The following is a 19,188-nucleotide window of genomic DNA, read 5'->3' as shown; positions in this document are numbered from 1 at the left end:
AAAGAAATAAGAAAACATTATAGTATACAGGAGGTGGACACCTTAGTTTTTTAACTAAGGGGATTCATTGGAAATATTTAATTTAGTCATGGTTGCGATTTTAATCGCATTTACTGGATTTTTCGTAGCAGCTGAGTTTGCGATTGTAAAAGTACGTTCAAGTCGTATTGATCAGCTTGTTGCAGAAGGAAAACGCGGTGCTTTAGCAGCGAAAAAGGTAACAACAAATTTAGATGAATATTTATCTGCTTGTCAATTAGGTATTACAGTTACAGCTATGGGATTAGGTTGGTTAGGTGAACCGACAATTGAAAAGTTATTACACCCATTATTTGAGAAATGGAACTTAAACCCTTCTATTTCATCAGTATTAACATTTGGTCTTGCTTTTATGATTATGACGTATTTACACGTTGTAGTAGGAGAATTAGCTCCGAAAACGATGGCAATTCAAAAGGCTGAAAGGGTAACGTTATTATTGGCAGGTCCATTAATGATGTTCTACAAAGTAATGTATCCATTTATTTGGGTATTGAACGGTTCAGCGCGTGTTGTAACTGGCTTATTCGGTTTAAAACCAGCTTCAGAACATGAAGTAGCTCATACAGAGGAAGAATTACGCCTTATCCTTTCAGATAGCTATGAAAGTGGCGAAATTAATCAGGCTGAATACAAGTATGTAAATAACATTTTTGAATTTGATAATCGTATTGCAAAAGAGATTATGGTACCGCGAACAGAAATCGTTGGTTTCTACCTGGAAGATTCAGTAGAAGAACACATGAAAGTAATCCAAAATGAGCGATACACACGTTATCCGATTTTTGGAGAAGATAAAGATGATATTATCGGTATGGTCAACGTAAAAGATTTCTTTATTCGATATATGACCGAGGATCAAAAAGATTTATCATCAATTCGCTCGTATATGCGTCCGATTATTGAAGTGATGGAAACAACTCCAATTCACGATTTATTACTTCAAATGCAGAAGAAGCGAATTCCGATGGCTGTTTTATATGATGAGTACGGAGGAACAGCTGGAATTGTAACGCTTGAGGACATCTTGGAGGAAATCGTCGGCGAAATTCGTGACGAATATGATGAAGATGAAGCACCACCAATTCAACATGTGAACGAGCAGCATATCATTGTTGATGGAAAAGTGCTTATCTCAGAAGTGAAAGATTTATTTGGATTACACATTGAAGAAGATGATGTGGATACAATCGGTGGATGGATTATGATGCAAAATCATGAAATCGAAGAAGGGCAACACGTTGAGGCGGAAGGTTATGAATTTAAAGTGTTAGAAAAAGACGCTTACCAAATTAAACGTGTTGAAATTCGTAAGATGGAACAAGAACAAGAAGAAGAGAAAGCAGCAACTGTGTAAGTTGCTGCTTTTCTTCTAAAGTACAAAAAATGAGAACTTAGGAGCGGATATTTTGATTCAAGAAGCCTTACGCGTATATCGATTACAATTGTATGTGATCTTTAGTGGTTTACTACTTATGTGGACGATTACTCCGTTTGGAAAACAAGTAACAGGGTTTGGAATTGGATTAGCTGTAAGTGCATATTGTCTTTGGCTATTAGCTCGCAGAATAGAGAAAATAGGGAAAAGTATCGTAATGAAAGAAAAGGCTCCTGGATTAGGAGTTTTAAACCGATTTGCAGCTGCCATTTTAGGAGCTATCATCATGTATGAAATTGAGCATGAAATGGAAATGTGGGCATTTGGTACAGGCATTTTAGGTGGTCACTTTTTAATGATTGCGAATTTAGCTTATGCAAATATGCAGTTAGTGAAAGAAGAAGAGAAGAAAAGGGAACATACTTCGAAAAACATAGAGCTATGATGAGAGGGACCTAATACGGTTCCTTTTTTATTTTATTGAAATGATACAAGTAACCAAATTAACGACAAATATAATACGCTTCTTTTTTACGTTTTTCAATAGTATGAAAAATAATAAAAAAAATTTTAAAAACCCATCGATTTCTAAAGGTTATGTATGTTATCATGACAAAAGACTTTTTGAAAGAGGTGGATACCAATGTTACAAGCGCTACTTATTTTTGTGCTTCAAATTATTTACGTTCCCATTTTAACAATCCGTACGATTTTGCTTGTAAAGAATCAAACAAGATCCGCTGCTGGCGTAGGATTGTTAGAAGGAGCTATTTACATTGTCAGTTTAGGTATTGTGTTTCAAGATTTATCAAATTGGATGAACATCGTTGCCTATGTCATTGGCTTTAGTGCGGGACTGTTATTAGGCGGTTATATAGAGAATAAATTAGCAATTGGTTATATTACGTATCAAGTTAGTTTACTAGACCGTTGTAATGAATTAGTAGATGAATTACGTCACTCTGGATTTGGCGTTACTGTATTTGAAGGTGAAGGTATTAATTCGATACGTTATCGCTTAGATATCGTTGCAAAGCGCTCTAGAGAAAAAGAACTGTTAGAAATTATTAATGAAATTGCACCGAAAGCGTTTATGTCTTCTTATGAAATTCGCTCATTTAAAGGTGGATATTTAACGAAGGCGATGAAGAAAAGAGCGTTAATGAAGAAGAAAGATGAACATGCATCGTAAACAGAGGAGTAGTGCTGCATGAAAAGCGCAGTATAAGTCCAAATGTAAAAGAGAGGAATCTATTTTGATATAGATTCCTCTCTTTTTTACTGTTAATTGAAAAACTAAATCGTATAATTATTTTTTTTACTCATTCTCAAATTAATGATTAGCCAAATAATTTGAAAAAATACAGGTATGATAAACGCGATTAATATAACGATAAGTGATATGGATTTAATTTCGGGTGTTTGAATAACACCAGCACCATCAACATCTCGTAGCCAAATAATAGCGGCCCATATTCCAAAAACGATAATCCAAAATAGGTTACCAATCCACCAAGAAATCCATCGTTTTTTCATGTTAACACTCCTTATATGTATCCACTGTTAAAAGTATATTTTCGTTCGTTACATTTATAATGAAACAACTTTAAAATTAGTTTTTAACTGTATATCTAACTTGTTTGAAGGTGACTATTTCTCCATCATCATTATCATCTTTCGTTTGCAAAAGTTGAACTTTTGGTTTGTAGTCCGTCCTATGAGCGTGTTTGATATCTTTAATGTTAAGCTTGTAGGATTCATCATTCTTTATCTTTTGTTCCAACACTTTTTTATTCGCAACATAAATAAAAGTCACTTTATTTTCATCAATGCCCTCGGTCTTAATTTCTAATTCATTATCTTTTGTTGTAATCGTTGGTGTTAATAATTCTATACTGCCGTTTCCATTTTCTAAAGAATGTTCTGCAATAGCTGAACATCCGGATAATATGATTCCGGTGAATAGAAGAACAATTAATTTCTTTTTCATAACATCCCCCCGATTCTATGTGATTTTTGATTTTGGCATTGTTAGACTGCTAGTGTGGAGTGTAAATGTTTAGATCGTACTCTTATTAATTGTACCATAATATGTAAATTAAAACAGGTTATCTATCCAATTTAAGAGAGATTGAAAAGTTTACTTATTGTTGAGTATCAGTATTTTTCTAGTAGGTCTATATTTTCTCTAGAGCCCTTCTTTTTTATATTTAAAATATGAAGTGAAATAAAACCTATAAGCCCTATTCCGCCGAAAATAAGCCAGGTTGTATACATTCCGTTTAAGTTGGATGTAAACCATGTACCGGTATAATTACCGATGATAAAACCAAATGCGAGTGATAGTTGATAAAATCCGAAGAATGTAGCTGTATATGATTCATTACTGTAATTTGCAATAGCGATATCAGCGTTAGGTAACACGAGTGTTTCACCAATTGTAAAGAAAATTACACAAATAAATAGCCAATATGGGTGTTGAAATAAAGGTATGAGTAAAAAGGAAATACCCATTAATAAAATACCGTATTTAATAAATGAAAGCGTGTTGTATTTGTGGAATAGTTTTCGGAATAACACCATAAATATGACGCCTGTTATTGCATTTATCGTAATGACTAATGTAGCAAGTTGATTGCTATTACTAATGTTTTTCATATGAAGTGGAAGTGCGACAGTAAGCTGAGTAAACATAATATAGAAGAAAATCATGATAAAGGAAAACAGAAGAAAAGACTTGTTTTGTAAGATGGCCTGTATTCCTAATGTAATAGACGTGTTTTCAGTAGTGACTTGGAAGTGATTTTTAAGTAAGTAAAAGATTAAAGCGAATATCAGCATAAGAGATCCTGTTAGAGAGAAAGCATAGATTGGATCGAGTAAGAGTAAAAACCCTCCTGCAATTGGTCCGATTATTGCACCGCAATTAAAGCTAAGGTTTAAATATGTAAATAAATTTTTTCTCAAATGAGCTGGCTGTGAGCCAAATATAGCGCGAGCGGCAGGTTCGTAAAATGCTGTTCCGAAGCCAATAAGTGCAGAAGAAATAGAAATTGTATAGAAATCAGAGCATATTCCTAAAGCGATAAATCCGATTCCTCTCAAAAATAAACCGGCTACCATCATAATGATATAGCCTATTTTGTCAGCAATTAATCCTGAGAATAAAGGGATAACTCGTGATGTAATTATTATAACTGTCAACACTGTTCCGACTTGAAAAGTTGAAAAATGAAGAAAGGTTAATAGATAAATAGCTAAAAATGCGTATACTGCAAAATAACCAAAAGACATAAAAAATGAAGAAATAAGCATGAAACGTATCGGTGTTGAGAAACTTTTCATAGAAATCCTCCTAATTATGTAACCAGTAAAATTATTTGATGGTTAACTATTTTATATTATAATTATACATAAAGTCAGAAAAAAGTAAATTTTAAGAAGAAGGTGGATCGAATTGAATCAAAACGCTCCAAATGAACTAGAATATATTCGGGAATTTTTAAATACATGGAGAATACCAAACGATACGAGAGAGCCAATTGATTTGCTGCAAACAGAAGAGGATATAAAGAAATTTATGAAAGAAACTTTTCATGAAGAGCTTCTATTTCATACGATAGAAGAATTAAAAAGTTTTCGAGAAGATATTCGGGCGGCAATTGAAGGTGAGGGATCATTGCAAAAATGGTTAGAGGAATACCCATTTCATGTACATATAAAGGAAGATATGAAAGGTATTACATATGAACCAGTATACGAAGAGAATGTGTATACAAAAATATTAAGCATTGTGTTTATCTCGATTCAAGAAAATTTGTGGGGAAGGTTAAAAGCATGTCCAGATTGTCGCTGGGTATTTTATGATCATTCGCGAAACGGAAGCAAAAGATGGTGCGGTATGTATGCTGGTGAAGAAGGAGGCAGAGCATGCGGTACAATTGCAAAAGTGAAAAATTACCGAGCGAAGAGAAAAGGAAGAAGGGGTTATAATGTGTAATTAATAGTAGGGGAAGAAAATGGATGGGGGAATGTAGCATATGAAAGGTACACAAATGTTAGCTTTAAATAAAAAGTGTTGGGATACAGTTGCACCTTATTTCTTTCAAGTGGATTGTTTACCGAAATATGGCCCGTATACAGCGTCTGAAGATGAGATTCATTTGTTCGATTCAATTAAAGGTAAAAAGGTACTTGATATTGGATGCGGAAGTGGGCATTCGCTGCAATATATGGCGGAACATGGCGCAGAAGAATTGTGGGGACTCGATCTTTCGAGCACACAAATCGAAACGGCACATAAAACATTACAGTCGTGGAATCCAAAGTTAATATGTGGAGCAATGGAAGAGGAAGTGGATATTCCGAAAGGGTATTTTGATATTGTATATTCCATTTATGCATTAGGTTGGACTTCAGATTTAAGAAAAACGTTGGAATTGATTTATTCGTATGTAAAGCCAGGAGGAAGCTTTGTTTTTAGCTGGGAGCATCCCGTATATTCAAACTTAATGTATGGAACAGAGGAGATTGCTTTCAGCTCGTCTTATCATGAAGAAACTCCTATTACGTTTGAAACATTTAAAGGGGAAAATGTACAAGCAACGTTATATAAAAGAAAAATGAGTACATACATAAATGAGTTACATAGAGCTGGATTTACAATTGAGAGAATAGAAGAGCCTGAACCATCGAGCTTGTTTGATGAAGAACTAGCTGAGCCGTCTACGAAATATTATTCTTTACATAAAGCTAGGATGGTGCCGACTACTTTTATTATTAAGGCAAGAAAATGAAAAATACAGCGTACACTTTTTTCAGTGTACGCTGTATTTTATTACAGGTTAGTACTTATCTCTTCGGTTGAAAAATATGTTGAAAGAAGTATTTGTGATGTAAGTTATCTACAATTTTATTTGCTTGATATGTGCGATGTTGTTCGAGTCGAAGTCTTTGCTCCATCATTTTTATTGCGTGATCAGATAAACGTAACATTATACATTTCTCCTTTTCTATAAATATAGGTGACTTATTTGGTATCGATCCCATATTTATTATTAAGGAGGCAAAATGTGTAACATAGGCAAAAAGCACCTTCCTCTCCCATTACGCTTACGAGGTTAGCTGTCGGACTCGGGAAGTGAGAGTTTCCCTACTTAAATAAGATTCGCCCCAAGTAGCAAAGCTACAAAAATGGTTCCCCCGCTCCAAATTTTGGACTCAGCAAAAGGTTTTATAAAGTAAAAGATAACATAAATAAACTAATAAGTCAAACTATTTGTTGTTTTTTGATTTTTTAAGCGAAGTTAAAACCACTCCATCGGGTAATATGATCTCCTTTATTTCAATAAAGCCATGTTTTTTATATAAAGACAGAGCAGGGGTATTTTCTTTTCCTGTTTGTACAATATATGTTTTGGAAGGGGAGAACATGTCAAATACATAAAGTAGTAGTTTTGTTGCAATCCCTTTATGAAAATGATCGGGGGATACTACTAAACGATGAATATCTACTTCCTCTTCATCCATTTTAAAAGAAATAAACCCAGCAAGTGTATCTTCAAAAAAATAGCCGTAAAAAATTTCATCACAAGATTGAATATCGGCTACAGTATCATAAAGGCGAGGGATAGCTGTACTATTTATATATTTCGCCTCAATTTCATAAGCGGGTATTTGAATGCTTAAAATAGAAGTTGCAGTTTTGTGAGAAGTTGTTATTAATTTTTGAATCATAGAATAGAAACCTCCTTGTTGGCTGTATTTTCATAGATTTGACAAGATTTTTCTTTTTTGGATATAATAATTACATAGTTACACAATAAGTTAGTAGCTAAATTGAATTACACTATAATAGAAATGGAGGACTAAAGATGGGGTGGATTATCACATTAATAGTTGGTGCTATTATAGGTGCAATTGCAGGTTCTATTACAGGTAAAGACTTTCCTGCTGGCATGTTTGGAAATATAATTGCTGGTTTATTAGGAGCTTGGTTAGGCGGTAAATTATTTGGAGATTGGGGTCCATCACTAGGTGGTATTCATATTGTACCAGCTTTATTAGGATCAATTGTTCTCGTTCTTATTGTATCATTTGTAGTGAAAGCTGCAAGGAAATAAAGAGTTATATTATGATAAAAAGCCCTATATAAGGGCTTTTCATCATTCGAAGAGGTGGTTTTATTGGAGAAAGTAAGTTTAAGAAAACGAGATAAGTTGAAAAAATTTTTTAGAGAACACAATTATTTAGCAGTGTTACTTGGGTTTGCATTATTGTTCATTAATATTTTATTACTAACAAAAATATCATTTGTTTTTACACCGTTTATCGTCTTTTTAAAAACAATTTTCTTCCCAGTATTATTAGCGGGCGTACTATTTTACATTTTGCATCCATTCGTTTCGCTTTTAGAAAAGAAAGGTGTTTCAAGAATCGTATCAATAGCCTCGATATACTTAATCGTAATTGGATTATTTGTGTTTTTAGTTTTAACGGTTATTCCAATTATTAAAGATCAAATTGATGCATTAATAGATAACTTACCGTATTTCGGTCATGAAATTGAACGAGCAGCACGTAGATTTGGGGAAAGTAATTTACTAGGAAAAATTCAGGAGAATTTAAATATTGATGTAGCGAGTATGGTAAAAGACTATACAGTTGATTTTACGAAATCTTTATCATCAGTAACAGGAAATGTAACTGGATTTTTAAGTACTATTACAGAGGTCGTTTTAACGTTTGTAATGGTTCCGTTTATATTGTTCTATCTTTTAAAAGATGGTGAGCAATTACCAAATCACTTTTTAAAGTTTATTTCAGAACAAAGACGACCAGCAGCGATGAGAATACTAGACGATATGCATTATGCGATTAGCTCGTATATTAGAGGACAAATTATCGTTAGCTTATTTATCGGTATTATGCTATTAATTGGTTACCTTATTATCGGTATTAAATATGCAGTACTACTCGCTATTTTAGCGATGATTGTAAATATCGTTCCGTACGTAGGACCAATTATCGCAATTACACCAGCGTTAATTATTGCGTTTATTGATTCGCCGGGGATGGTTTTAAAGGTAATTATTGTAATGATGGTTGTACAATTAGCAGAAGGTAAATTTATTTCTCCGCAAGTCATGGGGAAAAAGCTAGATATTCACCCGATTACTATCATTTTTATTATTTTAACTGCCGGAAATTTATTTGGAATTATGGGGATTATTTTAGCAATTCCAGGATATGCGATACTAAAAGTGTTAGTTACGCACGGTTATCGATTTGTTAAGTTGAATACGTAGGAAAAAGAGCTAAAACAGTATTATCTGTTTTAGCTCTTTTTTATTAACAATTGATGTGCATATTGGCGTGCCCATTGATCCGCTTCTAATATAGCATCTAGTGAAGGATCTTTTACGTTATGATGGGCTTCAACTGTTTTGTAAATTGTTTTTTCAATATCGAAAAAGGCAATTTCATTTTTAAGAATAGTGCATTCGCAATTTCATTTGCTGCGTTTAATACAGCAGGAGTAGCACCACCAATTTTGCCACATTCATATGCGTATTGTAGACAAGGAAACTTCTCTAAATCTGGTTTTTCAAAATGTAAACTACCTATTTTTAATAAATTTAATTTTTCAATGGATATATATTTTACCATGAAAAAACCTCCAAAGTTGTTTCGAGTATTTCTGCAAACCTATATAATATTAGACAATTGAAGTGGAAATTCCTGCTATATAAAATAGAAAATTTTGGTTTGTTCAGAAGTGAAATGTGATAAACTGTAAAAAAATAACGAAAAGCGATGAAAGAGAAGAGTACATATTCGAAACTTTTCAGAGAGCTGATGTGTGGTGGGAATCAGCAAGGAATGAATATGGAATGGGCTCTGGAGCTTCTAACTGAAATGAGTAGGTAAAGACGGTTACTTCCCGTTATTGAAGTGTGAAGTGAGCTATAAAGATAGCTAATTAAGGTGGTACCGCGGGAGTCTCTCGTCCTTTTTTTAGGATGAGGGGCTCTTTTGTTTTGAGAAAGGAGGAGTTAGGATGAGTGACAAAATAATGTTAACAGGAATTAAGCCGACAGGTTATCCGCATTTAGGAAATTATATTGGTGCAATTAAACCTGCGTTGCAAATGTCAAAGAAGAATGAAGGAAAAGCATTGTATTTTATAGCAGATTATCACGCGTTAAATGCTGTGCATGATCCGAGCCAGTTTAGTAGTTATACGAAAGAGGTAGCAGCTACTTGGTTATCGCTTGGACTTGGGGAAGATGTTATTTTTTATCGGCAAACAGAAGTACCAGAGATTCTAGAATTAGCTTGGATATTAGCTTGTCTAACTCCGAAAGGGCTTATGAACCGTGCCCATGCATATAAAGCAAAGGTAGAGCAAAATAAAGAGGCGGGTTTAGAGGTCGATGCCGGAGTGAATATGGGGTTATATACGTATCCGATCTTAATGGCAGCTGACATATTGCTATTTCAGGCTACGCATGTGCCAGTCGGAAAAGACCAAATTCAGCATATTGAAATTGCGCGTGATATTGCGACGTATTTTAATCATACTTTTGGCACGACATTTACACTTCCGGAGTATGTCATACAAGAAGAGGGTGCAATATTACCAGGGCTTGATGGAAGAAAGATGAGTAAAAGTTACGGGAATGTGATCCCATTATTTGCAGAGAAAGAAAAACTACGCAAGTTAATATTTAAAATCAAAACAGATTCTTCACTTCCAAATGAACCGAAAGAACTAGAAACGTTATATACAATATATAAAGAATTTGCGACAGAAGATGAAATGCAGTCGTTACGTGAAAAATATGAGACTGGAATCGGATGGGTCGATGTGAAAAAAGAGTTATTCCGCGTTGTAGACCGTGAATTAGCTGGGCCACGTGAGAAATATGCTATGTATATGAATGAACAGAATTTATTATATGAAGCGTTGGAAAAAGGTGCTGAGCGGGCGCGGACTATTGCGAAGGTAAATTTAACAGAAATTAAGAAACGGATTGGATTTGAGAGGGAGCACTGAGCGTTCCCTCTTTTTTCTCTGTAACTTATTCGTCATATCGATGAGTAAAGCAAGGAGTTCGCATATTCTTTTGAAACTTATTAGTTGCATATATTAAAAAGTATGCTACTATAGGGTTGCTTATTAAACGTGTTTAATAAGTATAATGAAAGTCACTTAATAAAGATGTTTAATAAGTAGGGTTCATTTGATTACGAAGGAGATGATTCTATGAAAACAGAAAAAGAAAAGATGTTAGCGGGAGAAATGTATATTGCGGATGACGAAGAATTAGTAGCTGATAGGGTGAAGGCAAAACGTTTAACACGCCTTTATAACGAGGCGATGGAGACAGGAGATGAGAGGCGTTTTACATTATTAAATCAGCTTTTAGGTTCTTCAGCTGATGGGAAAGCGCAAATTAATCCTGATTTTCGTTGTGATTACGGCTACAATATCCATGTTGGAAAGAGCTTTTTCGCAAATTTCAATTGTGTGATTTTAGATGTTTGTGAAGTTCGAATCGGTGATAATTGTATGTTTGCACCTGGTGTCCACATTTACACTGCTACACATCCTTTACACCCAGTAGAGCGGAATTCTGGCAAAGAATATGGGAAGCCTGTAAAGATTGGTAACAATGTTTGGGTTGGCGGGGGCGCTATTATTAACCCTGGTGTTTCAATTGGAGACAACGCTCTAATTGCTTCAGGGGCGGTTGTGACAAAAGATGTACCTAATAATGTAGTAGTTGGAGGTAACCCAGCTAAAGTTATTAAAACGATAGACTTGTAGAAATCGTTTTTTATGAGTGCATGAATAAACAGATGTCGTATCGTATAGAAAAGGTGAAAGATGTTTCATATAAAGAAAAATAGTGCGGAAAATCGTACGAAGACATTACTTACTTCTTGAAACGCTCTTTTTCTTATTTGTTTTGCCGATTTTTTCGTTTGCTGTAAGTTTCTCTCATCGGTTATACAGCCTTTTTAGTCGGCTAGGTATACTAGGGGAATCATTCAGAATACGTAATACCTTGTTAGCTGTTTTATTATTTGTTCTCTTATCTGGAATTGTATGAATGCATCAAGCAAAACAGAGAGTGCGTGCAGCGGAAATATATCATCTCTATTGCTTTAGAAAATGATGTATGATATATTGTCAACGCAACTTATTAAAAGGGTTTAATAAGTATGTTGATTAAGGTGGTGAGCGATTTGAGTGAACAATTTGTTACTCAAAAATCGATTAAAGAGACGATCCTTCGCGGCATTCGTAAAGTTCTTCTAGAGCGAGGTAGTGCAACGAAAGTTGAGCTTAGTAATACATTAGAAATTAGTTTTCCAACGATAAGTAAATTTATAGAAAAAATGAAACAAGACGGTGAAGTCACTTTAGCTGGTTTAGATGATTCAAGTGGTGGAAGAAGAGCGAAACGATATGAATATAATCCAGAATATATGTTAGGTTTAGCGATATTTTTAGAAAAAAATGAAACAAACTATACAATTTTCAACTGTTTAGGGGAAGTAAAAGAACAAGGAAGTACTTCAAGTATGTTAATTGATACGGGCGTAAATCTATTATCTAAACATATTGAAGGTCTTATCGCTACCTTCCCGAAAATAAGCTCTATATCAATTGGTGTGCCTGGTTCGGTTGATAATGGTCGTATTTTTTATATTCCTGGATATGAAAAGTTCCAAAATTTTAATTTGAAAAGTCATTTGGAGGAACAGTTTTCTATACCAGTAGTAATAGAAAACGATATGAATGCTGCAGTGCTTGGTTATTATAAAAACACTGGAAACTATGATAATTCCTCTCTTGTATATTTGTATTCCGGTCAAAATGGTCCAGGTGCAGGTATTATAGTAAATGGAGATGTCGTACGCGGAAGCACATTTTTCTCAGGAGAGATATCTTTCGTCCCGCAGTATAATAATAAAAATTTCTTGCAAGCTTTGAGAAGTGAAGATTCGAATAATCCAGAGGAATATAATATAGATGCTATTACTCGTTTAATCGCTACATGTATAGCTATTATTAACCCTCATGCCTTTATCTTCTGTGATGATGAAGTGAATCAATTTGTAATAGATCAAATTGTAAAAAGTTGTCCGCAGTACATCCCGGCGGAACATATTCCGAAAATAACAGTGAGTAATTGGAAAGAAGATTATTTATATGGATTAAAAAGTCTAGGACTTGATCTTATGATTACGAGAACGAATAAAGAAAATTAAATGTCCTGGCAATGAAGCATCCAATTGTCAGTTGAATAACATAAAAGAAAAGGTGTCGATTATGAAAATTGAACATGTAGCAATTTGGGTGAATGATTTAGAAGGAATGCGTGATTTTTATAAACAGTATTTTAATGGTGAAGAAAATAGCTTATATGATAATCCGAAAAAGCAATTTAAATCTTATTTTATAACTTTTGAAGGTGGTGCGCGTCTAGAACTTATGAAGCAGGTAGGGTTAGATGATGCATTACAAACACAAACAATAGGATATGCACATATTGCTTTTTCTGTAGGTAGTGAAGAAAAAGTGAACGAATTAACGAATACATTAAAAGAAGCAGGATACCCTGTGTTAAACGGCCCACGAACTACAGGGGATGGTTACTATGAAAGTGTAGTAAGTGATCCTGAAGGAAATCAGATTGAGATAACGATCTAACATGAACAACCTCATTTCGCATTATCATGACGGGAGATGAGGCTGTTTTATTTTTATCTTTAATTGGAGTGATGAAAATCGCGAAGAATCCCCTCAATAACTGGATGAAGAGTACTAGGTAATTCATCAAGCGGAAAGAAACGTAATTCTTTTGATTCTGTTTGATCACATACAAGCTCACCGTGAAATTCTCGGCAAATATAAACAACGAGTACACCGTGTACTTGATCGCCGTTTGGATAGATTTGAAAGTAATCTGGTCCAGAGTATGTACGGAATAGTTCTGGATTTTTAATAATAAGTCCAGTTTCTTCATATACTTCTCGCTTTAAAGCATCTTCTAACGTTTCGTTATATTCTAAGGCGCCGCCAATGATGCCCCAGCGGTTGAAGTCTGTACGGAGCTGCAATAATATTTCATTTTTCTCATTTACTATAATAGCGTGTGAACCTATTAAAATCAGTGGATGATTTCCTACTAAATTTCTCATGTCTTCGATATACCCCATAGTTGTTCTCCTTATAGCTAATAATAATTAGGAAGTTCTTTTAACATTCTTTCTGTTTTCCGTGCTGTAAAGGCTAAGTTATGATCATCTTTCGTTCTGAAAAATAAAGTGCGTAAAAAGGTTTTAATGTTGGCACATAAAATACAATATTCATTTAACGAAAGGCGTTTTCTAATTTGGGGAAGCCTTTTTATTTTTTTATGAATAATAGAAATTAACTCGTCTTGCGGAAAGTCATGATACAACATCGCTAGTAAAGGAGTAACGATGCGTTCATCTTCGTTATTATGAAAAAGGTCAGATGGAATGAAGATTTTATTTAATAAACAATGAATTAACTCTTCGTACCATTCAAAAGTTGTATACGTATTATGAACAATTTCCGTAAAGGCATCAGATACGTGAGCAAGACAATGAGCCCATCCTTTATTTTCGATATAGCCCCGAAAATCCGTTTCTAAGTTTGTGTATGTAATGAGTTTGTTTTTTATTTCTTCGATATCCTCCTCCGTACAAAAGTAGTGCGAATTAGCGAATTGGAGTATTAACGCAATTAACGAAACAGTGTAAGAACGTGTGAAAACCCCATCTGAATGCGGGGAGTATATGTCACAATATAAATACTCATCACTTAAACAAGTTTGCAACAGTAATTTTAGTTGATCGTCCATAAGGAATTCATGATGAATAAAATGTGCAAAACATTTATATATAAGTTGGTAACGAACGTAACTATCAGTCGTTCCGATATACTGAAGCATGTTCAAAGTTAACTCATTAATATCTATATGTTGCAGTTGCGTATAGTCATTTTGTTGTATAAGCTCTAACTGTTGTTGCAATGCTGTAATATCCAATGGAGAACCTCCTCCGCACTTTAAAGATGCGATGTTTTCTAGTATTCTATATATTCAAGGACAATCCTGCTCATGCAAGGAGAACAAGTAGAAATTCAAGTATGACATAGATGAGGGAAGTATATGAAGACTATAGAACAGTTAGAAAAACATTTTAAAATAAGAAGAAATGATTCTTCAATCATGATAAAAGAAAATAATGCAGAAGTTTTTACAGAAGAGCAAATAAAGGAAATCATGCAGTATTGCGTTGCTGAGGCTGAAAAAGAGGAAATTGAAAACTTACATTTTGAGATTTCTTCAAAAAGCCCTAATTATGATGTGTATAAAAAATACCTCGAAACGTATTCATTTGAATATGTTACTGAAAACATGATTGTATGTAAGGATATGTATGAAGTGGAAGATGTAGAAAGTGAAATTGATTTTAAGCTCATTGAAGAAGTAGGAGAAGATGCTTTTTATTCTCTTTGGAAGGAAACGACTGGAGAACAAATCGCTCATGATCAATTTGTAAATATGATGTTACAAGAAATCGGGGAGCAGTGGAAAGAACATTGTTTAACCGCGAGTATTAATGAAGAGCCGATTGGAATTGTAATCCCGCATATTGAGAGAGGTACGTTAGAAGAAGGAAAACTCATGTATTTCGCAGTCGCTCCAAATATGCGAAATAAAGGGTATGAAGCAGCATTCTTTACAGGAGCAATGTTTGTCTTAAAAGAAATAGGAGCATCTTATTATATCGGTGAGACAAATGCACAAAATGAGTGGATGAAAGATGTTTTTGAAAAGAACGGATGTCAGCTGCTAAGTTGTACTGAGCGATATGTGAGGGTGTTTTAGGAGGATGAATGATGTACTTTCTTGAACTCATTTCGAGGCAATCCGTGTACAACTTATGAACAAGTAAAAGAACTTTTTGCCTGTTTGTAAGATAAAAAGAAAAATGAGAACGACAAAATAGATATTCCTATAATACAATAAGGAAAGATTCGATTATATGAGAAAGCGTTGGTGAAAGAATGGAGCAGCAAAGACATTGGTTACAAGCAACTGTAGAAAGAAATGAAGATAATACGTTACAAATAAAGTGGGAAAATAATATAGAGGAAGTTTGCATTTACTGGAGTACTTCGCCAGATCATATTGAAGAAAATGGAGAATTACTTGCAACGGTAAATGGAGAATCCTCATATACAATTGAAAACCCGAGCGAAAATGAGCGTCCATATTTTAGACTGGTAGGTAGTAATGGACAAGCAGTGACAGTAGCTGAGCGTAGATTGCCATTACAAGGAGCTTTTAACTTCCGTGATATGGGAGGATATGAAACGACAGAAGGCCGTAAAGTAAAATGGGGTAAATTATACCGTTCTGAAGAATTAGCAGGATTAACAGAGTGGGATATTGCGTATTTACAAAAGTCTGGCTTAAAGTTAATTTGCGATTACCGTACAGACTTTGAAGTGAAGCATAAGCCAAACCCTGAGATTACAGGAGCTCGTCAAGTGTGCTTACCAGTTATGCAAGACTTAGCGAAAGACTTGAACATAAATGAGTTTTTCCAAGTTGGTGACCTTTCTATGTTAGGGAAACCAGGTGAATACCTTGTGAAAATGAATCAAGATTTCGTAAGTGGTAATGAGGCATTCGTAAGCTTCTTAAACTTAGCGCAAAACCCGGAAAACTTACCGTTAGTAAACCATTGTACAGCTGGAAAAGACCGTACTGGATTTGGATCAGCATTATTATTACTTTTACTAGGTGTACCAGAGAAAACAGTAATGGAAGATTATTTACTAAGTAACGGTTTCCGTGAAAAGTTAAACGAGAAAATGATGGCCTTTTTAGGTGCAAAACTACAAAACGATGAGAGTAGAGCGATATTAGGTGCGATGTTCGAAGCTCGTGCTGAGTATTTACAAGCTGCGATTAATGAAATTAAGAAGCAATATGGTTCAGTTGAAGCGTATGCTGAAAAAGCACTTGGCTTTACGAAAGAGTCGTTAGAGGAAATGAAAGTGTTATTGTTAGAGGATAAATAAGAATTCGGGAGGCTGATTGGGTTAGCCTCCTGTTTCTATTATGAAATTTTTCGTTGCCTTATTATGCCTATAATAATTGGAATAGCTGTCCCGATTAATAATATCGGTAAAAATAATTTTCCAAAACCGCCGCTCCAATCTAGCGCTATTGAAATTGTTTCAAATTGGATGAAAGCAAAAATAAGTAAACAGACATTTTTTAAATGATTTAACACTTTTCTACTATTTAAATAAAATTCTTTAGCATTTGACTCATCCAGTCTTTGTGGATAGTTATGAACTTCTGGAAACTTTTCTAAAGTCTGCATGAGAAGGAGTATGAATGCTCCTATTCCTGGTAGAAGTAAAAGCTCCCACTTTGATCCCCAACGATCTACAGCCCCATATGCGTTATAATGTGCGGGTACTTCCTCAGGTAATCTTCCCCAAATGATAATCAAAAAAATGATGGATCCAAAGAACAATGAATATCCAATTATATCTCCAACCCATTCGCTTTTTGTTTTTCGGATTTTTATTTTAGGTCTTTCCCATGAATTTACTATATTTTCCCGCTCCCTTCCTATAAAAACTAGAGTAATGCAGTTCCTGGATTGCCAGTTTAAAAATTGAATCTATTATCCAAATTATCTCAAACTTATAGTGTTTTCACAATTAATTATTTTTGAATAACATGACTCGTGTGTTTTACACAACTGTAAGATCTCTGGATAGTAGCTGTTTGTAAAAGAAAAAATTCGACTTAAGAGTTGATTAATGAGAAAATACAAGTTGTAAATAACGTACTAGTTGAGGAGAAAGAAACAGTAAACAAAAACATAGACAAAATTAGGCATATATAGTGAAAAGTAATTATGAAACAATATAAACCAAAAGAATTTTCAAAAATGCTTAATGTCTCTGTTAAGACATTACAAAGGTGGGACAATCAAGGTGTTTTACCTGCTTAGCGAAACCAAAAAGGAAGAAGATACTATATAGAAGAACAGTATAAGGTATATATGAGTATTCAAGAAGAAAATAAAGTAGGCAAAGTAGTTATTTACACAAGAGTATCAAATCCAGGTCAGAAAGATGATTTAGAAAATCAGGTTGAGTTTCGCAAATGCACGAGGGATAATTGTAGATGAAGTTATCAAAGGTATTGGTAGCGGGTAGCGGATAGCGGATTAAACTACAAAAGAAAACAGTGGAATAAACTGATTGACAGTTGTATGGAAAGAAATATTTCGACGATCATCATTGCACACAAAGATAGATTTGTACGTTTTGGATATGATTGGTTTGAAAAGTTTTTTCGTAAAATGGGAGTGGAAATTATGATTGTTAACAATGAAAAACTATCTCCTCAAGAAGAACTTGTTCAGGATTTAATATCTATCATGCATGTATTTAGCTGTAGAATATATGGGTTGAGAAAATACAAAAAGAAAATGTCGGACGATGAAGACCTATGAAAAGAGCATATTTAATAGAAATCAAACCGACAACTGAACAAATTAGTAAAATCCGTCAAACTATTGGGGTGTGTCGATATGTATATAACCTGTATATCTCTAAAAATAAAGAGGCATATGAGTCGGAGGGGAAATTTCTTAGTGGCTATGACTTTTCCAAATGGCTGAACAATATTCATACAAAAGAGTGTGACCAGTGGATTAAAGGAGTGTCGAGCAAAGCGGTAAAACAAGCGATTATGAATGGAGATAAAGCTTTCAAGCGATTTTTTAAAGGTTTATCTCAGTTTCCAAGATATAAAAAAAAGAAGAAGCAAGATGTGAAGTGCTACTTTCCGAAAAACAACAAAACAGATTGGACAGTAGAAAGACATAGAGTAAAAGTCCCTACAATTGGTTGGATAAGGTTAAAAGAGTGTGGATATATCCCTAAAAATGCAACTGTAAAAAGTGGCACAGTATATCAAAGAGCAGGAAGATATTTTGTATCTGTACTTTGTGAAAGAGCAGAAATAAGGGTAAAACCAATGCTGAATAAAGTAGGTTTAGGGATTGATTTAGGACTGAAGGATTTCGCTGTACGTAGCGATGGAAAAACTCATAAAAATATAAATAAAACAGTACAAGTAAAAAAGATAGAAAAACGGTTAAAACGTGAACAACGCTCTTTATCACGTAAATTTGAAAATCTAAAAAAGAGAGGTGAAAAATCTGTTACTAATAAAAGAGCGAATATAGATAAAAATGTTCTTAGAGTGCAAAAGTTGCATGCTCGATTAGCGAATATTCGAATAGAGTATGTAAAGTCTATTGTAACGAATGTGGTGAAAACCAAGCCAACGTTTATTACAGTGGAAGATTTGAATGTGAAAGGTATGATGAAGAATAAACATCTATCTAAAGCTGTAGCACAACAATGTTTCTATGCTTTTAAAACATGGTTATCAACGAAATGTAGGGAATATGGAATTGAACTACGGCAAGCGGACAGATTCTATCCATCTTCTAAAATATGTTCATGTTGCGGTCAAAAAAAGACAGATTTAAAGCTGTCTGACCGAGTATATACATGTGATTGTGGCAATGTAATGGATAGAGATTTGAACGCAGCGATTAACCTTTTACAAGCAAAAGAATATACAATACTAACGTAAATAGATTGTATATATGTACGG

General features: G+C 34.2%; 22 protein-coding genes, 3 pseudogenes, 1 riboswitch and 1 other annotated feature. Of the genes and pseudogenes, 16 read left to right on the top strand and 9 right to left on the bottom strand.

Features of this window, described 5'->3' with window-relative positions:
* Positions 1 to 67 precede the first annotated feature (67 nt).
* The 3 genes from BGI23_RS16105 (at position 68) to BGI23_RS16095 (ending at position 2,609) form a co-directional block, all read left to right on the top strand.
* A complete protein-coding gene (locus BGI23_RS16105) occupies positions 68 to 1,396 on the top strand; it encodes a hemolysin family protein (RefSeq protein WP_000402271.1) in 1,329 nt (442 codons plus the stop codon).
* Between the two features lie 52 nt (positions 1,397 to 1,448).
* Positions 1,449 to 1,862, top strand: coding sequence for an ATP synthase subunit I (locus tag BGI23_RS16100; RefSeq protein ID WP_070806549.1), 414 nt, complete (start codon positions 1,449 to 1,451; stop codon positions 1,860 to 1,862).
* A gap of 198 nt (positions 1,863 to 2,060) precedes the next feature.
* Positions 2,061 to 2,609 carry a DUF2179 domain-containing protein gene (locus tag BGI23_RS16095; RefSeq protein WP_000938438.1) on the top strand — a complete coding sequence of 183 codons (549 nt, stop codon included), beginning with the start codon at positions 2,061 to 2,063 and terminating at the stop codon, positions 2,607 to 2,609.
* A 104-nt stretch (positions 2,610 to 2,713) separates the two neighbouring features.
* Here BGI23_RS16095 and BGI23_RS16090 read toward each other — a convergent pair whose 3' ends face one another.
* From BGI23_RS16090 to BGI23_RS16080, 3 genes are all read right to left on the bottom strand, one after another.
* The gene (locus BGI23_RS16090; RefSeq protein WP_000747689.1) at positions 2,714 to 2,953 is read right to left on the bottom strand and encodes a DUF3923 family protein; all 240 of its coding nucleotides are present in this window, start codon (positions 2,951 to 2,953) and stop codon (positions 2,714 to 2,716) included.
* Between the two features lie 76 nt (positions 2,954 to 3,029).
* Positions 3,030 to 3,407 carry a hypothetical protein gene (locus BGI23_RS16085; RefSeq protein ID WP_070806548.1) on the bottom strand — a complete coding sequence of 126 codons (378 nt, stop codon included), beginning with the start codon at positions 3,405 to 3,407 and terminating at the stop codon, positions 3,030 to 3,032.
* Positions 3,408 to 3,574: 167 nt separating this feature from the next.
* A complete protein-coding gene (locus tag BGI23_RS16080) occupies positions 3,575 to 4,762 on the bottom strand; it encodes an MDR family MFS transporter (protein ID WP_000834876.1) in 1,188 nt (395 codons plus the stop codon).
* A gap of 112 nt (positions 4,763 to 4,874) precedes the next feature.
* Here BGI23_RS16080 and BGI23_RS16075 point away from each other — a divergent pair, with 112 nt between their 5' ends.
* Both BGI23_RS16075 and BGI23_RS16070 read left to right on the top strand, forming a co-directional pair.
* Positions 4,875 to 5,417, top strand: a complete 543-nt coding sequence (locus BGI23_RS16075) for a CGNR zinc finger domain-containing protein (protein ID WP_044793208.1) — start codon at positions 4,875 to 4,877, stop codon at positions 5,415 to 5,417.
* A gap of 40 nt (positions 5,418 to 5,457) precedes the next feature.
* Entirely contained in the window at positions 5,458 to 6,213 is a 756-nt protein-coding gene (locus tag BGI23_RS16070; RefSeq protein ID WP_070806547.1) for a class I SAM-dependent methyltransferase, read from the top strand.
* A 55-nt stretch (positions 6,214 to 6,268) separates the two neighbouring features.
* On the opposite strand, the gene BGI23_RS28460 is transcribed toward BGI23_RS16070, so the two are convergent.
* Positions 6,269 to 6,412, bottom strand: a complete 144-nt coding sequence (locus BGI23_RS28460; RefSeq protein ID WP_000945244.1) for a hypothetical protein — start codon at positions 6,410 to 6,412, stop codon at positions 6,269 to 6,271.
* Positions 6,413 to 6,510: 98 nt separating this feature from the next.
* A riboswitch (cyclic di-AMP (ydaO/yuaA leader) is annotated at positions 6,511 to 6,653 on the bottom strand.
* A 38-nt stretch (positions 6,654 to 6,691) separates the two neighbouring features.
* Complete coding sequence (locus BGI23_RS16060; protein ID WP_070806546.1) at positions 6,692 to 7,153, bottom strand: GNAT family N-acetyltransferase; 462 nt, start codon at positions 7,151 to 7,153, stop codon at positions 6,692 to 6,694.
* Between the two features lie 137 nt (positions 7,154 to 7,290).
* Between BGI23_RS16060 and BGI23_RS16055 the strand changes: the two genes are divergently transcribed.
* Positions 7,291 to 7,539: a GlsB/YeaQ/YmgE family stress response membrane protein gene (locus BGI23_RS16055; RefSeq protein WP_000539717.1), complete on the top strand. Its 249-nt coding sequence runs from the start codon at positions 7,291 to 7,293 to the stop codon at positions 7,537 to 7,539.
* Between the two features lie 63 nt (positions 7,540 to 7,602).
* Positions 7,603 to 8,724 (top strand): AI-2E family transporter, encoded by a 1,122-nt coding sequence (locus BGI23_RS16050; protein ID WP_000416969.1) that lies wholly within the window; start codon positions 7,603 to 7,605, stop codon positions 8,722 to 8,724.
* Between the two features lie 29 nt (positions 8,725 to 8,753).
* Here the strand turns inward: BGI23_RS16050 and BGI23_RS16045 are convergent.
* Positions 8,754 to 9,070 (bottom strand): annotated as a pseudogene (locus tag BGI23_RS16045) (1-deoxy-D-xylulose-5-phosphate reductoisomerase); the annotation flags it as partial.
* 153 nt (positions 9,071 to 9,223) lie between these two features.
* Positions 9,224 to 9,433: a binding site (T-box leader), on the top strand.
* A 43-nt stretch (positions 9,434 to 9,476) separates the two neighbouring features.
* Here BGI23_RS16045 and BGI23_RS16040 point away from each other — a divergent pair.
* From BGI23_RS16040 to BGI23_RS16025, 5 genes and pseudogenes are all read left to right on the top strand, one after another.
* Entirely contained in the window at positions 9,477 to 10,475 is a 999-nt protein-coding gene (locus BGI23_RS16040) for a tryptophan--tRNA ligase (RefSeq protein WP_070806544.1), read from the top strand.
* A gap of 210 nt (positions 10,476 to 10,685) precedes the next feature.
* Positions 10,686 to 11,249, top strand: a complete 564-nt coding sequence (locus BGI23_RS16035) for a maltose O-acetyltransferase (RefSeq protein WP_070806543.1) — start codon at positions 10,686 to 10,688, stop codon at positions 11,247 to 11,249.
* Positions 11,250 to 11,416: 167 nt separating this feature from the next.
* A pseudogene (locus BGI23_RS27625) lies at positions 11,417 to 11,535 on the top strand (MFS transporter); the annotation flags it as partial.
* 136 nt (positions 11,536 to 11,671) lie between these two features.
* A complete protein-coding gene (locus tag BGI23_RS16030) occupies positions 11,672 to 12,700 on the top strand; it encodes an ROK family transcriptional regulator (RefSeq protein WP_000003022.1) in 1,029 nt (342 codons plus the stop codon).
* Positions 12,701 to 12,761: 61 nt separating this feature from the next.
* Positions 12,762 to 13,142: a VOC family protein gene (locus BGI23_RS16025; protein ID WP_000687562.1), complete on the top strand. Its 381-nt coding sequence runs from the start codon at positions 12,762 to 12,764 to the stop codon at positions 13,140 to 13,142.
* Positions 13,143 to 13,201: 59 nt separating this feature from the next.
* On the opposite strand, the gene BGI23_RS16020 is transcribed toward BGI23_RS16025, so the two are convergent.
* Positions 13,202 to 13,651, bottom strand: a complete 450-nt coding sequence (locus BGI23_RS16020; RefSeq protein ID WP_048556794.1) for an NUDIX hydrolase — start codon at positions 13,649 to 13,651, stop codon at positions 13,202 to 13,204.
* 17 nt (positions 13,652 to 13,668) lie between these two features.
* Entirely contained in the window at positions 13,669 to 14,508 is an 840-nt protein-coding gene (locus BGI23_RS16015) for a DUF2785 domain-containing protein (protein WP_044793198.1), read from the bottom strand.
* A 123-nt stretch (positions 14,509 to 14,631) separates the two neighbouring features.
* On the opposite strand from BGI23_RS16015, the gene BGI23_RS16010 reads away from it, so the two are divergent.
* On the top strand, positions 14,632 to 15,354 hold the full coding sequence (locus BGI23_RS16010) for a GNAT family N-acetyltransferase (RefSeq protein WP_070806542.1): 723 nt from the start codon (positions 14,632 to 14,634) through the stop codon (positions 15,352 to 15,354).
* Between the two features lie 179 nt (positions 15,355 to 15,533).
* On the top strand, positions 15,534 to 16,556 hold the full coding sequence (locus BGI23_RS16005; RefSeq protein ID WP_070806541.1) for a tyrosine-protein phosphatase: 1,023 nt from the start codon (positions 15,534 to 15,536) through the stop codon (positions 16,554 to 16,556).
* A gap of 38 nt (positions 16,557 to 16,594) precedes the next feature.
* Here the strand turns inward: BGI23_RS16005 and BGI23_RS16000 are convergent, their stop codons facing one another.
* A complete protein-coding gene (locus BGI23_RS16000) occupies positions 16,595 to 17,020 on the bottom strand; it encodes a DUF1648 domain-containing protein (RefSeq protein ID WP_070806540.1) in 426 nt (141 codons plus the stop codon).
* 390 nt (positions 17,021 to 17,410) lie between these two features.
* Here BGI23_RS16000 and BGI23_RS27615 point away from each other — a divergent pair.
* Positions 17,411 to 18,013 (top strand): annotated as a pseudogene (locus tag BGI23_RS27615) (IS607 family transposase).
* Complete coding sequence (locus BGI23_RS15985; protein ID WP_070806538.1) at positions 18,010 to 19,167, top strand: RNA-guided endonuclease InsQ/TnpB family protein; 1,158 nt, start codon at positions 18,010 to 18,012, stop codon at positions 19,165 to 19,167. Before BGI23_RS27615 ends, BGI23_RS15985 begins: the two are co-directional and overlap by 4 nt.
* Positions 19,168 to 19,188 lie beyond the last annotated feature (21 nt).

Origin of the sequence: Bacillus sp. ABP14, from assembly GCF_001831375.1 — a bacterium.
In the GTDB taxonomy this organism is placed as follows: Bacteria; Bacillota; Bacilli; order Bacillales; family Bacillaceae_G; genus Bacillus_A; species Bacillus_A paranthracis.
This window is presented reverse-complemented; position numbering and strand designations above follow the sequence as displayed.

Bases quoted from the DNA above. Each gene is read 5' to 3' on its own strand.
- BGI23_RS16080 (WP_000834876.1), bottom strand. From the start codon at position 4,762: ATGAAAAGTTTCTCAACACCGATACGTTTCATGCTTATTTCTTCATTT.
- BGI23_RS16055 (WP_000539717.1), top strand. From the start codon at position 7,291: ATGGGGTGGATTATCACATTAATAGTTGGTGCTATTATAGGTGCAATT.
- BGI23_RS16090 (WP_000747689.1), bottom strand. From the start codon at position 2,953: ATGAAAAAACGATGGATTTCTTGGTGGATTGGTAACCTATTTTGGATT.
- BGI23_RS15985 (WP_070806538.1), top strand. From the start codon at position 18,010: ATGAAAAGAGCATATTTAATAGAAATCAAACCGACAACTGAACAAATT.
- BGI23_RS16005 (WP_070806541.1), top strand. From the start codon at position 15,534: ATGGAGCAGCAAAGACATTGGTTACAAGCAACTGTAGAAAGAAATGAA.
- BGI23_RS16060 (WP_070806546.1), bottom strand. From the start codon at position 7,153: ATGATTCAAAAATTAATAACAACTTCTCACAAAACTGCAACTTCTATT.
- BGI23_RS16020 (WP_048556794.1), bottom strand. From the start codon at position 13,651: ATGGGGTATATCGAAGACATGAGAAATTTAGTAGGAAATCATCCACTG.
- BGI23_RS16085 (WP_070806548.1), bottom strand. From the start codon at position 3,407: ATGAAAAAGAAATTAATTGTTCTTCTATTCACCGGAATCATATTATCC.
- BGI23_RS16040 (WP_070806544.1), top strand. From the start codon at position 9,477: ATGAGTGACAAAATAATGTTAACAGGAATTAAGCCGACAGGTTATCCG.
- BGI23_RS16025 (WP_000687562.1), top strand. From the start codon at position 12,762: ATGAAAATTGAACATGTAGCAATTTGGGTGAATGATTTAGAAGGAATG.
- BGI23_RS16095 (WP_000938438.1), top strand. From the start codon at position 2,061: ATGTTACAAGCGCTACTTATTTTTGTGCTTCAAATTATTTACGTTCCC.
- BGI23_RS16070 (WP_070806547.1), top strand. From the start codon at position 5,458: ATGAAAGGTACACAAATGTTAGCTTTAAATAAAAAGTGTTGGGATACA.
- BGI23_RS28460 (WP_000945244.1), bottom strand. From the start codon at position 6,412: ATGTTACGTTTATCTGATCACGCAATAAAAATGATGGAGCAAAGACTT.
- BGI23_RS16010 (WP_070806542.1), top strand. From the start codon at position 14,632: ATGAAGACTATAGAACAGTTAGAAAAACATTTTAAAATAAGAAGAAAT.
- BGI23_RS16035 (WP_070806543.1), top strand. From the start codon at position 10,686: ATGAAAACAGAAAAAGAAAAGATGTTAGCGGGAGAAATGTATATTGCG.